Raw genomic sequence first — 14,335 nt, forward strand, 5'->3', positions numbered from 1 at the left:
TCCTCTTAGATCAAGTCACGAACATCGGTCAGCTTGCCGGTCAGCGCGGCAGCGGCGGCCATGGCAGGCGACACCAGATGGGTGCGGCCTTTATAGCCCTGACGCCCTTCGAAGTTGCGGTTCGAGGTTGAGGCGCAGCGCTCGTTCTCGGACAGCTGGTCGGGGTTCATCGCCAGACACATCGAGCAGCCTGCCAGACGCCATTCGAAACCGGCCGCTTCAAAGATTTCGGCCAGCCCTTCTTCTTCGGCTTGCGCGCGAACCAGACCCGAACCGGGAACGATCATGGCGCGCAGGCCGTCCTTGATCTTCTTGCCTTTCACGACCTCGGCCACGGCACGCATGTCTTCGATGCGGCCATTGGTGCAGGACCCGATGAACACGGTGTCGATCTCGATTTCGGTGAGTTTCTGACCGGGGGTCAGGCCCATATATTCGATCGAGCGGCGGGCAGCTTCGACCTTGCCGCCTTCGAAATCGGACGGGTTCGGCACAACGCCGGAAATCGGCAGCACATCCTCGGGCGAGGTGCCCCAGGTCACAACCGGCTCAATCTCTTCGCCTTTCAGCGTGACAACCTTGTCGAAATGCGCGCCTTCGTCGGTGAAGAGGGTTTTCCAATACTCGACTGCGGCTTCCCACTGCGCACCTTTCGGGGCGTGCGGGCGGCCTTTGCAGTATTCAAAAGTGGTCTCGTCCGGGGCGATCAGGCCCGCGCGTGCGCCGCCTTCGATGGCCATGTTGCAGACGGTCATGCGGCCTTCCATCGACAGATCGCGGATTGCTTCGCCGCAATATTCGATGACATAGCCGGTGCCGCCGCCGGTGCCGGTTTCGCCGATCACGGCCAGCGTGATGTCCTTGGCGGTCACGCCCGGCTTCAGCTTGCCGGTGATTTCCACCTTCATGTTCTTGGATTTCTTCTGGATCAGCGTTTGCGTGGCCAGAACATGTTCCACTTCCGAGGTGCCGATGCCGTGGGCCAGCGCGCCAAACGCGCCATGGGTCGCGGTGTGGCTGTCGCCGCAGACCACGGTCATGCCGGGCAGGGTCCAGCCCTGTTCCGGGCCAACGATGTGCACGATGCCCTGGCGCACGTCGGTCACCGGGTAGTAATGCACGCCAAATTCCTTGGCGTTGGTGTCAAGGGCGGCCACCTGAATGCGGCTTTCCTCGGTCATCTGCGCCGGGTCTTCGCGGCCTGCGGTGGTGGGCACGTTGTGGTCCGGCACGGCGATGGTTTTGTCGGGCGCGTGCACCTTGCGGCCCGTCATGCGCAGGCCTTCGAACGCCTGCGGGCTGGTCACTTCGTGCACCAGATGGCGGTCGATATAGAGAAGGCAGGTGCCGTCATCAGCTTCGTGGGCTACGTGGGCATCCCAGATTTTATCATAGAGTGTCTTCGGGGCGGTCATGTTCGCTCTCCGTGGATGGTCAAAATGTGATGTGTGACAGGGATCATCGGCCCGAATACCGAGCGATGAGAGCCACCTTTCGCAGGCGGCGGACGCTTATAGTCGGGCGAGCACGGCCTTCATGGCGCCGTGAAAGCGCCACGGCAAAAAGGCGTGGTCATCCATGTCAAAAATCCGAGTCATGCCGCCCAGATACTCTTTTGCGGCGTTCAGAGCAAGCCTGTGCGCATGCGAAACCGGTGCGCGCCGGGCTTTTATTGCGTGAACACGCGGTCTGGACGCAAGAAAACTCCCGTGACACAGTGGGGTTATGGAGCAGGACGAAGTCAAACCCCCTCAAAGAACACATCCCAACGAGGCGGCCGCAGAACCGCCTGCCGAGCCCCCCGTGGAGGCACCGGCAGGTGGGCCAGCGGACGGGCCGGCAAACGGGCCGGCAGACGGATCAGCCACGCCACAGCAACCTGACCTGACGGACAGTGAAACCGTGGCAAGCCTGCGTGATCAGGTGGTTGACCTTGCACGGGACGGCGGGGATTTCCTGTTCAGCCTCACCCAGACATGGCGGCTGTATCAGGTTGCGATCATCGTGGCCCTTGCGGCGCTGTCCTGGGGGCTGGGGCGTTTCCTTGACCCCAAGCTGGAAAACTGGCTGCGAGAGCGCGAAGGCTGGTCCAAGCGGCGCCTGCGCTTTGCCCTGCAACTGCGCAGACGGGCGCGGATGATCATATTTGTGCTGCTCTCATGGGTGACCGTGGTGGTGATGCGAGAGGTGACCTGGCCGTCGCGATCCTATCTGATCGGGCTGGTCTGCACCATTGCACTGGCCTGGGTCGCGGTGGGGATTGCCTCTTTCGTGGTGGAAAACCGCGCGCTACGCCGGGTGATCAAATGGGGGCTGTGGATCTATGTCACGCTGTTTTATGTCGGCGCAATTGACGAAGTGTCCGCGGTTCTGAACAATCTTGCGCTGTCGGTGGGCGACATGCGCCTTTCCCTTCTGGATGTGATCCGGGCGGTGGTGATCACCGGGGCATTGTTTGCCGTGGCCCGCATGTTCAGCCGCACCTCGTCTGAGCAAATCCAGAAGAACGAGGATATTTCACCCTCAATGCAGGTGCTGATGGTGAAGTTCCTGCAGATGGTGCTTTATGGCGCGGCTTTCTTCATCGGGTTGAAGGCGGTGGGGGTGGACCTGACCGGCCTTGCGGTCCTGTCCGGTGCCATCGGTGTCGGGCTTGGCTTTGGCCTGCAGAAAGTGGTGTCGAACCTTGTTTCCGGGGTGATCATCCTGTTGGACAAGTCGATCAAACCGGGGGACGTGATTTCGCTGGGTGAGACCTTTGGCTGGATCCAGCAATTGGGCGCGCGCTATGTCTCTGTGGTGACCCGCGATGGGCGCGAATACCTCATTCCTAACGAAGACCTGATCACCGGGCAGGTGGTGAACTGGTCGCATACCAACGCCTTTGTGCGGCTCGATATCTTTTTTGGCACCGCCTATGCCAATGACCCGCACAAGGTGCGCAAGATCGCGATTGCGGCGGCCAGTGGTGTCGACCGGGTGCTGAGCTTCCGCCCCCCTGTCTGCCATATCGTCGGCTTCGGTGACAGTTCGGTGGATTACATCCTGCGCTTCTGGATTGATGACCCGACCGGCGGGCTGACCAATATTCGCGGCAATGTCTATCTGGCGCTCTGGGATGCGTTTCAGGAAAACGACATCGACATCCCCTTCCCGCAACGTGAGGTGCGCCTGCTTGATGAGGCGCCCGGTGGCGCGGTTACGGACGCAGCCGACGGGGTGGGCGACGGGGCTCAGAAGGGGTGATGGGATCCATGACGCGCGCGCGGCGCCGGCGTGGCGGCTCCAGCGGCGGCAACAGGTCTGCGGCCCGACCCGGCCCGGCATCTGCCACGGCTTCCAGTCGCGCAAACGGGTCTTCGCGCATCTTTTCCGGCGGGGTCTGTTCGGGGTTCAGGTCGGGCAGGTAAAGCCCCTGCGTCCACCGTTCCGGCAGGCGGTCTATCGCTTTGTTCAGCAGGTCAATCCCCCGCACGGCGCGTGAATAAAGCTGCTCGGCCTTTGCCGGGTCGCGCGCCTTCAGGCGCTGAAACCGCCGGATGATGAAGGCGTCCACCGCCTCTGGCCCGACCGAGAAATAGGTGATGGCCGCAACCAGGCCCGCCACCAGCAGCAGGGCCAGGATGAACAGGGGGTGGGCCACTGTCACCGCGGCGATCAGCGCGATGGCCAGAACCCGCGGCGTGCGTGGGTGGCGCAGCACCTGCCAGAGGAACCGCGCCAGCAGCCCCACTGTTTTACGGCATTCTGCAAAGATCCTGCGCCCGATGCCCGGCCCTTGGCGTTTTGTCCTGGGGGCCTTTTTGCGGGCAGGGTTGGCAGGCGGATCGGCAGGGGATGGGGCCGGCTCTGCAAACTGCGCGCGGTCGGTGTCGGCCTCGGCGGTTGCGATCATGGTTTTGATGGAGGTGTTGAGACTGTCCTCCCGGCGGTTGGCCATGGGCGCGGCGGGGGAAGGGGAAAGAGCTGGGGAGGGGGCAGGAGCAGACGGGGCTGTGGCAGGCCGAGCCCTGTCCTTTAGCCCCGGTGCCGCAATTTCCCCATCGGCAGAGGCCTCGCGCATCATGGCGCGGATTGCGGCCAGATCCGGGTCGAGATCTGATCCGGGGCTGTGCGGTTTTTCACCTGTCTGAAGTCCGGTGTCTGGGGGGGATGTTTCAACCGGGGCGGTCTCAGTGGGGGAGGGTGCGCTACGCGTGACGGTCTCCGGCGTGCCAGTTGCATCCTGCCCGGCACCCTTGCTGTCCGCCTTCATAGTGCCAGCACCCGTGTTGCTGCCCACTGTGTTGTCCGCTGATTGCGACATCGCTGTCCGTCGCTCCATGCAGTCCTCCCCGTATCGCGATGGTATCGCGCATGCCCACGTGCCGGTCCCATAGGATAGGGGCAAATCTGGGCAGGAATGTGGCAAAGGCATACGTGACCCTTTTGCATCCATCCGTTTTGATGTATCACCGCCCGTCATTGAGATCGTTCCCATCTGGTGTTACGATTCGTTTATGCCCAGCGCCGGGGCGGATCGGCGTGCTTTGATCGGAGGACTATGTCCTGTCTCTTGAAAATCAGGTCGCAGCAGTTTCGACCGCAGGAGGACCGCAAATGACGGTTCAGGTCCTGAAATCCGCCAAGGACGGTGCCCTGTTGGCGCACATCCTCAAATCCCTAGAAGAAGACAAAGCCGAAGATGTGGTGGTGATCGATTTGCAGGGCAAATCGGAAATGGCCGATCACATGGTCGTCTGCTCTGGCCGCTCGTCGCGTCAGGTTGCAGCAATCTCTGAGAAGCTGACCGACAAGATCAAGTCGGAATTTGGCATCTATTCCAAGGTTGAAGGCAAGGCGCAGGGGGATTGGGTTCTGATCGACGCGGGGGACGTGATCGTTCACGTGTTCCGTCCCGAGGTGCGGGAATTCTATCAGGTCGAGAAGATGTGGATGGAACCGGGTGTTGCCCCCACCCCTCCCGGTCCGGTGGATGTCACCAACCAAGAGGGCTGAGCCCGGACGAGGCCCAGATGCGTGTGCAAATCTGTGCTGTGGGGCGGCTGCGTGGCGGCCCCGAGCGCGATCTGATCGACGACTACCTCACACGGTTTGACCGCACCGGGCGGCCCCTTGGGCTTGGCCCGGCCAAAATCGTTGAGGTTGAGGACAAGAAAGGCGGCGGCATGAAGCCCGAAGCCGCTCTTTTGGATAGATCCATCCCCAAAGGGGCGCTGATCTGCACCCTGGATGAGCGCGGCAAGCTGATGTCCTCTCCGGATTTCGCCAAGATGATCGCGCGCTGGCGGGATGACGGGCGGCAGGACGTGGCGTTTGTGATTGGCGGGGCCGACGGGATCGACCCGTCCTTGCGGGCGCAGGCCGATGCCTCGCTGTCCTTTGGCAAAATGGTCTGGCCCCATATGCTTGCCCGCGTCATGCTCACCGAGCAACTTTACCGCGCGGCTTCCATTCTGGCAGGCAGCCCGTATCATCGGGTGTAATAGGGAGTGCAGGTAAGGGGGCGTGTGTGGTGTTTGCAGGTCTGGATGATGTTCCATGGGAAACTTTTGAACATGCCTATGGATCAGCGGAGGATGTGCCGGGTCTGATCCGGGATCTGGTCTCGGGTGACGCGGATCGCGCAAATGCAGCCCTGGATGCGCTGTTTGGAAATATCTGGCATCAGGGAACGGTCTATCCTGCCAGCGCCCCAGCCGTGCCCTATTTGATCGAGGCGCTCGATCATGTTTCCCCCGAGATCCAGGCTGCCCTGCTCACTTTGCTTGGCGACATGTCAGAGGGGCACGGGTATTACGACGTGCACCGCCATTACAAATGGGCGGATGAGGCGATGAGAGCGTCCTTTGTCGAGGATCCGGACCACCAGCTTCGAGAGGAAAAGGCCGTCGTCCGCCGGACAACTCTTGCGGTCTTTGAGGTGGCGGACAAGGCCTATCACCTGCTGACCTGCTCCAATCCTGCGGTCCAGATGGCGGCGGCCGAGGTGCTGACCCGCCTTGCCCGCTGTGATCAACGCGACAAAGCGCCGGATGACCGGCCTGAAGCCTATCTTGGCATCCGCCCCGAGGGCACAGAGCAGGGGGCCTTTGCGGATCGGTGGATTGGCTGGGTCGTGGATGCGTTGGATCAGGGCAGATCGGAAATTGCGCCTGCGGTCCTGTTGCAGATCCTCGCCCGTCTCAACTGCAGATCCCACCCTGCCCTCCAACTTGACCGGGCTGCCGATGCGGCACCGCTTGAGCGTTACGTGATCGTCGTGTTTCAGGCGGAGCAGGTGCTTGCCAAACAGCCCAGACTTCCACTGGAATTTGCTGCGCTCATCAAGCAGATGATGGCCGAGCGTGACACGCTTCAGGCTGACATGAAGGCGGTCGACTGGCCCTGGCCCCTTGGTGCGACGGCAACCCTGATGTCGCTGGTGCTGCACCTGCCTGATGACTGCATTGATGACATGGCCCCGCTTTGCATCCCTCTGTTAACGGATCCGACCCTGATGTTTCAGTATGACCTGATCCTGTCGCTGATCCTTGGGGACAGGCGGCCCAACATCCCAACGGACCCCTGCACGCTCGGGTCCGGGCGTCGTCAGCTTGCATTGGCTTTTGTGGAAAAACCCCGCAACCCCGGAAATTTCTGGTTTTGGGCGAGGACCAACGGGAATGCCGCCGCCGCGTGCAAGAGGTTTGGGGTTCCCCATGATCGGGCGAAGTGGAGGCAATGGCTGGGCGAGCGCGGGATCCTTGTTCGCCTGTTCAGGCGCGATGTTTGAACTTGTCTGCGTTGCCTTATGCCAGAATGCGGCCTAGAACATCCCCGAGCAGTCAATCCCTAAGCAAGGAACATCCCGATGAGCGCCCCGAAACCCGTAGTCCTGTGTATTCTCGACGGATGGGGGCTGCGTGAAGACACTGCCCATAATGCGCCCGCGCTGGCAACCACGCCAAACTTCGACCGGCTGATGGCCACCTGCCCGCATAACACCCTGATCACCCATGGTCCCGATGTGGGCCTGCCCACTGGACAGATGGGCAATTCCGAAGTGGGGCACACCAATATTGGCGCAGGCCGCGTGGTGGCGATGGATCTGGGGCAGATCGATCTTGCCATCGAGGATGGCAGCTTTTTCGCGAATGAAGCTCTGGCCGAGTTTGCCGCCAAGGTCAAAGCCACTGGGGGCACGGCCCATATCGCCGGGCTGACCAGCCCCGGGGGGGTGCATGCGCACCAAGACCACCTTGTTGCCGCCGCAAAGGCGCTGACCGATCAGGGGTTGCAGGTGGCAATCCACGCGATCACCGATGGGCGCGACGTGGCGCCCCAAAGCGCGCGTGCGCAGATTGCCGCGTTCCAGGCAGCCCTGCCCGAGGGCGCACAGATCGTCACCCTGTCCGGGCGTTACTTTGCCATGGATCGCGACAATCGCTGGGAACGGGTCTCGCTGGCCTATAAAGCCATGGTGCTGGGGCAGGGCACACGGTTCAGCAGCGCCGATGGCGCCATTGGCTCGGCCTATAACAATGAGACCACGGATGAGTTCATTCGTCCGGTTGTGTTGGAGGATTTCGATGGGATGAAGGATGGCGATGGCCTCTTCTTCATCAACTTCCGCGCCGACCGCGCCCGTGAAATCCTGCGCGCCATTGGCGAACCGGGCTTTGCCGAATTTGACCCCGGCCCGCGCCCGAAGCTTTCCGCGCTGCTTGGTATGGTGGAATATTCCGACGCCCATAACGCCTATATGACCACCTGCTTCCCGAAACGGGACATTGTGAACACGCTGGCCGAATGGGTCGCCAAACAGGGCAAGACCCAGTTCCACACGGCTGAGACCGAAAAATACCCCCATGTCACCTTCTTCCTGAATGGCGGCAAAGAGGATCCGGTTGAGGGCGAGGTCCGCTATATGGCCGCCAGCCCCAAAGTGGCCACCTATGATCTGCAACCGGAAATGTCCGCACCCGACGTGACCGAACATTTCGTGGAGGCGATCGAAGCGGGCTATGACCTGATCGTCACCAACTACGCCAACCCCGACATGGTTGGCCATACCGGGGATCTGAACGCCGCCATCGCCGCCTGTGAGGCCGTGGATGACGGGCTTGGCCGGGTCATGGCGGCGCTGGAAAAAACGGGGGGCGCGATGATTGTCACTGCCGATCATGGCAATTGCGAAACCATGTGGGATGAGGACACGGGTGGGCCGCATACCGCACATACCACAAACCCGGTGCCGGTGATCCTGTTTGGCGGGCCAGAAGGCGCCACGCTGGGCCATGGCCGCCTTGCGGATCTTGCCCCGACGCTGCTGGAGCTGATGGGCTTGCCGCAACCTGCGGAAATGACCGGCACCAGCCTGTTGGGGAGCGCATGACCCCGTGAAGCTGATCGCGCGCCTTCTTGCTGTCTGCCTTGCCTGCCTGTCTGCCGGACAGGGTCTGGCACAGGCGGGTCCGGCCGCGGATGCGCGCGCGGCCATGATCTCGCTCGAAATGGCAGGGGCCGCGCTGGAAGAGGCAAAATCCGCCCGTGACCGGGTGGCGGCGCTGACCCAGACGGTGAAAGCCTATGAGGCGGGGCTGGCGGCCCTGCGCGAAGGGCTGCGGCGCGCGCGCCTGCGCGAGGCGACCATTCAGGGCGCGTTTGATGCCGAAAGCGAACGGCTGGCGCAGCTTCTGGGGGTGCTCCAGACCATCGAAAAGGCACCGGAGCCGTCGCTGCTGATCCATCCTGACGGGCCGATTGGCACCGCCCGGTCGGGCATGATCCTGTCGGATGTGGCGCCCGCGTTGCAGCAGCAGGCCGAAACCCTGCGCGAGGGGCTGGAAGAGCTGGCCACCATCCGCGCGCTGCAGGAAGGGGCGCTTGAGACCTTGCAGGACGGGTTGAAAGGGGCGCAGACGGCCCGCGCGGAACTGAGCCAGGCCATCGCCTCGCGCACCGAACTGCCCCGCCGTTTCGTGCAGGATGAACAGGCGATGCGCACCCTGATTGCCAGCTCCGACACATTGGCCAGTTTCGCCAGCGGCCTCCTGTCCGATCCGGCCAGCCATCAAAGCGGCGGCGCCCTTCAGGATTTTGCCTCGTCGAGAGGGCGGTTGAAACTGCCGGTGCTGGGGCGGGTTCTGCGCCAGTTTGACGAGGCGGACGCAGCCGGGGTCGAGCGTCCGGGCTGGGTGGTGGCCACCCGGCCGCTTGCACTGGTGACCACGCCCTGGCCGGCCACGATCCGTTACCTTGGCCCGCTGCTGGATTACGGCAATGTGGTCATTCTTGAGCCGGGGGACGGGTATCTGCTGGTGCTGGCCGGGCTGGGCCAGCTTTATGGCGAGGTGGGTGAAGTGATCGCGCAGGGGGCTCCGGTTGGCCTGATGGGCGGGGCGGGGCGGGGTTCCCCGGACAATGCGCCAGATCCATCGGCAGAAACCAGCACAGATCAAGCGTTTTTGATCGAAGTTGCGCAAGGTGCTGGCGCAGAAGCGTCAGAAACGCTTTATATAGAGTTGAGAGATAACCAAAGGCCAGTGGACCCGGCAGAGTGGTTCGCGGCAGGTAAGGATTGAAGTCAGATGAAGAAATTCGTGATGGCCGCGCTGGGCGGCACATTGGCGGGCGCGCTGCTGACCACACAGGTCGCCGCTCCGCTTTTGGCGCAGGACAGCGGGCGCGGCAACACGGTTTATGAACAGCTCGACCTGTTCGGTGACGTGTTTGAACGCATCCGCGCGCAATACGTGGAAGAGGTCGATTCGAAAGAGCTGATCGAGGCGGCGATTGACGGGATGCTGTCGTCGCTGGACCCGCATTCAAGCTACCTGTCCGCCGACGATGCGGCGGATATGCGGGTGCAGACCCGTGGGTCCTTTGGCGGCCTTGGGATCGAAGTGACCCAGGAAGAAGGCTTTGTGCGCGTGGTCACGCCAATGGATGGCACCCCGGCTGACAAGGCGGGCATGGAAGCCGGTGATTTCATCACCCATGTGGATGGGGAAAGCCTGCTGGGGCTGACCCTTGACGATGCGGTAGAGCTTCTGCGCGGCCCGATCGGGTCCGAGATCATCGTGACCGTGGTGCGTGAAGGGGTGGAAGAGCCGTTTGACGTGTCGATCATCCGTGACACGATCAAGCTGACCGCCGCCACCGCCCGCACCGTGGGTGACACGGTGGTGCTGCGGGTGACCACGTTTAATGACCAGACCACGCCGAACCTGACGGACGGCCTGAAACGCGAGGTCGAGGCGCTGGGCGGTATCGACAAAGTGTCAGGCTTCGTGCTGGATCTGCGCAACAATCCCGGTGGCCTGCTCGATGAGGCGATCTCTGTCTCTGATGCGTTTCTTGAGAGCGGCGAGATTGTCTCGACCCGTGGCCGTGTCGCAGGTGAAAGCGAGCGCTGGAATGCAGCTGCGGGTGACCTGACCAATGGCAAACCACTGGTGGTGCTGATCAATGGCGGATCTGCGTCTGCGTCTGAGATTGTGGCCGGTGCGCTGCAAGATCACCACCGCGGCATTGTGGTGGGCACCAAAAGCTTTGGCAAAGGGTCGGTTCAGACCGTGATGCCGCTGCCGTCCAATGGCGCTATGCGCCTGACCACCGCACGGTATTACACCCCGTCGGGCCGCTCGATCCAGGCGCTGGGCGTCAGCCCCGATATCGTCGTGGAACAGCCACGCCGCAACCCCGATGCGACGGAAGAGGAAGAGGCCCGCAATCCGCGCACCGAGGCCGATCTGCGTGGCAGCCTGGGCAATGACAGCCTGACCGAGGATGAGCGCCGTCAGATCGAAGAGGAACGGGAAACCGCCGAGGAAACCGCAAAGCTGCGCGCCGAGGATTTCCAACTCTCCTACGCGGTCGACCTGATCCGTGGTCTTGCCACGATCGAACAGGCCGGGCTGACCAAACAGGCCAGCGCGCAATAAGGGCTCTGAAAACGGGTGGATATTGTCACACCAGCAAAAGGCCGCCCCTGATCGGGCGGTCTTTTTGCGTTTGAATTCAGAACGGTGTAACAGAAAGCAAGAGATTTGAGGAAAAGCGGAAATGACGCCAGAAGAGATTGCAAAACTTCCCTATCGCCCCTGTGTTGGCATCATGCTGGCCCATGCGGATGGCCGCGTGTTCGTGGGCCAGCGTCTGGATGCGCCGAAACTGGGCACCAAGGCTGCCTGGCAGATGCCGCAGGGTGGTGTGGATGAGGGCGAGGACCCTCGCGATGCCGCCTTGCGTGAGCTGTGGGAAGAGACCGGCGTGAGTGCCGATCTGGTTGAGATTGAGGCCGAACTGCCCGATTGGCTGCCCTATGACCTGCCGCATGACATCGTGCCGAAGATCTGGAAAGGCCGATATCGCGGCCAGAAACAGCGCTGGTTCCTGCTGCGCTTCAAGGGCTCGGACAAGGATGTGAACATCGCCACCGAACACCCGGAATTTTCCCAATGGCAATGGATGCCCGCCAATCAGGTGGTGGACAATATCGTGCCGTTCAAACGCGAAATCTATGCCAAAGTGGTGGATGGTTTCGCGGCTTACCTTTGATCAACGGAGCACGCTGATGCGCTTTCTGATTGCAGCTGTTTTCACCGTCTTTGCCGCCGCCCCGGCGCTGGCATTGTCCTGCATGCCCTATAACGCGGTGCAGGCCTTTCTGGATGCGCAGGAAAGCCCGGACGAGTATCTGGTGGTGCTGGGCACACTTCGTTTCGACAAGGCAGATTTGCCGCAGGGGGGGCTGGCAGGTCAGACGGAAACCCAGCCCGACAATGTTTTTCCAGCCCGGCTGGAAGGGCATAGCCTTGCAAGACGCGGGTTTGTGCTCCCGTTTCGTGAAGACATCACCGCCAATGTGCAATGCTACGGTCCCTGGTGTGGCGGATTGACGGATGGAGAGGTCTATCTGGCCTTTCTGAAACGAACGGATGCGGGGTATCTTTTGGAAACCAACCCCTGCGGTGGGTTTGCCTTTGGCGATCCGGACCCGGATATGTTGTCACGGGTCAAGGCCTGCATGCGTGGATCAGGATGTGATCCGGAACTGCCGGTACGCTGACCTTAACTGGCCTGAGCTGATCGGGCCGGCGGGGCGCCCGCGTTGACACTCTGGGCGCGCGTTCGGTGGCCTCGCGATGCTCGGTCAGGGGCGTTGCCCCTCTCCTCTTCGAGGCTCACCTAAAGTGTTTCGCCTTATTATTGAGACACGATAATGAGGCGAAACGCTCGAAACCTACTGATGTTGCGGGCGTTTCGAAATCAACTTGTGTCTCGAGGTAATCTCGAAACGCTTTAGGATATTTTTGACAAGAAAATAAGGTCCGGCGGGGGGCACGGTGGCGGTAGGTGTGGTTTTTTCTGTCGCTCGGCGGGAAACCGGCTATAAGGCGCGCAACAGAGAAACAGGAGCTGCCCGCCATGTCCACCATGCCTTTTGATCGTTCCATCAAGATTGCCCCATCGATCCTTTCTGCGGATTTTGCCAATTTCGGGCAGGAAATTCAGGCGATTGAAGCGCAGGGCGCCGATTGGGTGCATGTGGATGTGATGGACGGGCATTTCGTGCCGAACCTGACTTTTGGACCGCCCGCGGTGAAGGCGTTTCGGCCGCATGTGAAAACCTTCATGGATGTCCATCTGATGATTGCGCCGGTCGACCCTTATATCGAAGCCTATGCCGAGGCGGGGGCGGACATGATCACCGCCCATGTTGAGGCCGGACCGCATATTCATCGCACGCTTCAGGCCATCAAGGCGCAGGGGGTGCAGGCGGGGGTCTCGCTCAATCCCGGAACGCCGCTGGAGAGTATCGAGCATGTGCTCGACCTCGTGGATATGGTGCTGATCATGACCGTGAATCCGGGGTTTGGCGGGCAGAAATTCATCCATTCCGGGGTCGAGAAAACCCGCCGTCTGCGCCAAATGATCGGGGATCGTGACATTCACATCCAGATTGATGGTGGCGTAACCACGGAAACCGCGCCGTTGGTGGCTGAGGCCGGCGCTGACGTGTTGGTGGCCGGATCCGCTGTCTTCAAGGGTGGTTCGGTCGCAAAGCCCGAGATCTATGGCGCAAATATTCGCGACCTGCGGGCCGCAGCCGAGGCCGCGCTGGGCTGAACCACCACCGCGGTAATTTCCGATCCGTAAAGAGGGCTTCCAGCAGGCCCTCTTTTTTCTTGCCTAAAATACCTCGGGGTGAGCGGCAAAGCCGCGAGGGGCAGCGCCCCTTAATGCATCTCGGCTTTTTCCTGCCACCGGGTCTGAGCCTATGCGGGGATCCGGTGGCTGTTTTCTCTGGAATGATACATGCGAATGTGTCTATGTTAAATCTTAACAGGAGAAGGAATAACGTGCATGACCCGAATGATCCCTACCGCCGTCACCCTGGCGCTGCTTGCCACTCCGATTTGGGCGGATGAGGAGATTGCGGACCAATATCCCGGCTCCGTGCTTTATGAAAAACCGGTTGAAGTGATCCCGGATGTCTGGACCGCCATCGGGGCCACGGCGCCGCCGACTTACGAAAATGCCGGTCATAACAATAACCTCAGCTTTATCGTGACCGGGGATGGGGTGATCGTGATCAATGCCGGTGCCAATGTGAAACTGGCCGCGGCTCTGCATGATGAGATCCGGAAAATCACCGACCAGCCCGTGAAGCTGGTGATCAATGAAAACGGGCAGGGCCACGCCATGCTGGGCAATAATTACTGGACCGAGCAGGGGGTTGAGGTGCTGGCCCATGTGGACGCGGCTGAGGTGTTCGAACATGACAATGGCATGTTGCTGCAACAGATGCAGGGCTACGCCAGGGAAAATTCGGAAGGCACCGATCCCACCGGCCCAACCCGCACCTTTGAGGATCGTGAGGTGATCACCATGGGGCGGTTCACCATCGAGGTGCTGCATCTTGGCCCCGCCCACAGCCCCGGCGATACTCAGGTCTGGATCCCGGATGAAGGGCTGATGATTGCCGGGGACATGGCGTTTCACAACCGGATCCCACCGATCTTTGAAGACACCTGCACAAGCTGCTGGATCGAAACCTGGGAAACGAGCTTCGCCCCGCTGAACGCCACCTATGTCATTCCGGGGCACGGCTACCCGACCAATATGGCACAGGTCGAAGATCACACGATCGGGTATCTCAAATACCTGCGCAGCAGGATCGGCGCGCATCTGGAAAATGGCGGCACGCTGGAAGATGCCTATTACGTGGATCAGTCAGCCTATGCGCATCACGATACGTTTGGCGAACTGGCGACGAAGAATGCGGGCCAGGTCTTTTCTGAAATGGAGTTTGAGTAAGGTCCCGCCCCGAGCCTGAGGCCAAACG

The 14,335-nt window shown here is 61.4% G+C and carries 13 protein-coding genes; 11 read left to right on the top strand and 2 right to left on the bottom strand.

The window, feature by feature from the left end:
* Positions 1–5 precede the first annotated feature (5 nt).
* Complete coding sequence (gene leuC, locus XMD517_RS11915; protein WP_173486776.1) at positions 6–1,415, bottom strand: 3-isopropylmalate dehydratase large subunit; 1,410 nt, start codon at positions 1,413–1,415, stop codon at positions 6–8.
* 388 nt (positions 1,416–1,803) lie between these two features.
* On the opposite strand from leuC, the gene XMD517_RS11920 reads away from it, so the two are divergent.
* Positions 1,804–3,246 (top strand): mechanosensitive ion channel family protein, encoded by a 1,443-nt coding sequence (locus XMD517_RS11920; protein WP_371732386.1) that lies wholly within the window; start codon positions 1,804–1,806, stop codon positions 3,244–3,246.
* On the opposite strand, the gene XMD517_RS11925 is transcribed toward XMD517_RS11920, so the two are convergent.
* The gene (locus XMD517_RS11925) at positions 3,200–4,324 is read right to left on the bottom strand and encodes a hypothetical protein (RefSeq protein ID WP_173486775.1); all 1,125 of its coding nucleotides are present in this window, start codon (positions 4,322–4,324) and stop codon (positions 3,200–3,202) included. The two genes, XMD517_RS11920 and XMD517_RS11925, sit on opposite strands and share 47 nt — an antisense overlap.
* Positions 4,325–4,599: 275 nt before the next feature.
* On the opposite strand from XMD517_RS11925, the gene rsfS reads away from it, so the two are divergent.
* From rsfS to XMD517_RS11975, 10 genes are all read left to right on the top strand, one after another.
* Positions 4,600–4,998 carry a ribosome silencing factor gene (rsfS, locus tag XMD517_RS11930; RefSeq protein WP_074963626.1) on the top strand — a complete coding sequence of 133 codons (399 nt, stop codon included), beginning with the start codon at positions 4,600–4,602 and terminating at the stop codon, positions 4,996–4,998.
* 17 nt (positions 4,999–5,015) lie between these two features.
* Complete coding sequence (rlmH, locus tag XMD517_RS11935; protein ID WP_173487968.1) at positions 5,016–5,486, top strand: 23S rRNA (pseudouridine(1915)-N(3))-methyltransferase RlmH; 471 nt, start codon at positions 5,016–5,018, stop codon at positions 5,484–5,486.
* 26 nt (positions 5,487–5,512) lie between these two features.
* Positions 5,513–6,775 (top strand): hypothetical protein, encoded by a 1,263-nt coding sequence (locus tag XMD517_RS11940; RefSeq protein WP_173486773.1) that lies wholly within the window; start codon positions 5,513–5,515, stop codon positions 6,773–6,775.
* A 78-nt stretch (positions 6,776–6,853) separates the two neighbouring features.
* Positions 6,854–8,377, top strand: coding sequence for a 2,3-bisphosphoglycerate-independent phosphoglycerate mutase (gene gpmI, locus XMD517_RS11945; RefSeq protein ID WP_173486772.1), 1,524 nt, complete (start codon positions 6,854–6,856; stop codon positions 8,375–8,377).
* Positions 8,378–8,390: 13 nt separating this feature from the next.
* Positions 8,391–9,566, top strand: coding sequence for a peptidase M23 (locus XMD517_RS11950; RefSeq protein ID WP_173486929.1), 1,176 nt, complete (start codon positions 8,391–8,393; stop codon positions 9,564–9,566).
* Positions 9,567–9,572: 6 nt separating this feature from the next.
* Positions 9,573–10,928: a S41 family peptidase gene (locus XMD517_RS11955; protein ID WP_173486771.1), complete on the top strand. Its 1,356-nt coding sequence runs from the start codon at positions 9,573–9,575 to the stop codon at positions 10,926–10,928.
* A gap of 121 nt (positions 10,929–11,049) precedes the next feature.
* Positions 11,050–11,544 carry an RNA pyrophosphohydrolase gene (locus XMD517_RS11960; RefSeq protein WP_173487967.1) on the top strand — a complete coding sequence of 165 codons (495 nt, stop codon included), beginning with the start codon at positions 11,050–11,052 and terminating at the stop codon, positions 11,542–11,544.
* Positions 11,545–11,560: 16 nt separating this feature from the next.
* Positions 11,561–12,055, top strand: a complete 495-nt coding sequence (locus XMD517_RS11965) for a hypothetical protein (protein ID WP_173486769.1) — start codon at positions 11,561–11,563, stop codon at positions 12,053–12,055.
* Positions 12,056–12,423: 368 nt separating this feature from the next.
* Entirely contained in the window at positions 12,424–13,116 is a 693-nt protein-coding gene (gene rpe, locus XMD517_RS11970; RefSeq protein WP_173486928.1) for a ribulose-phosphate 3-epimerase, read from the top strand.
* A gap of 246 nt (positions 13,117–13,362) precedes the next feature.
* Positions 13,363–14,307, top strand: coding sequence for an MBL fold metallo-hydrolase (locus tag XMD517_RS11975; protein ID WP_254449741.1), 945 nt, complete (start codon positions 13,363–13,365; stop codon positions 14,305–14,307).
* Positions 14,308–14,335: the final 28 nt, after the last annotated feature.

This window comes from Aliiroseovarius sp. xm-d-517, from assembly GCF_013283135.1.
Classification (GTDB): domain Bacteria; phylum Pseudomonadota; class Alphaproteobacteria; order Rhodobacterales; family Rhodobacteraceae; genus Aliiroseovarius; species Aliiroseovarius crassostreae.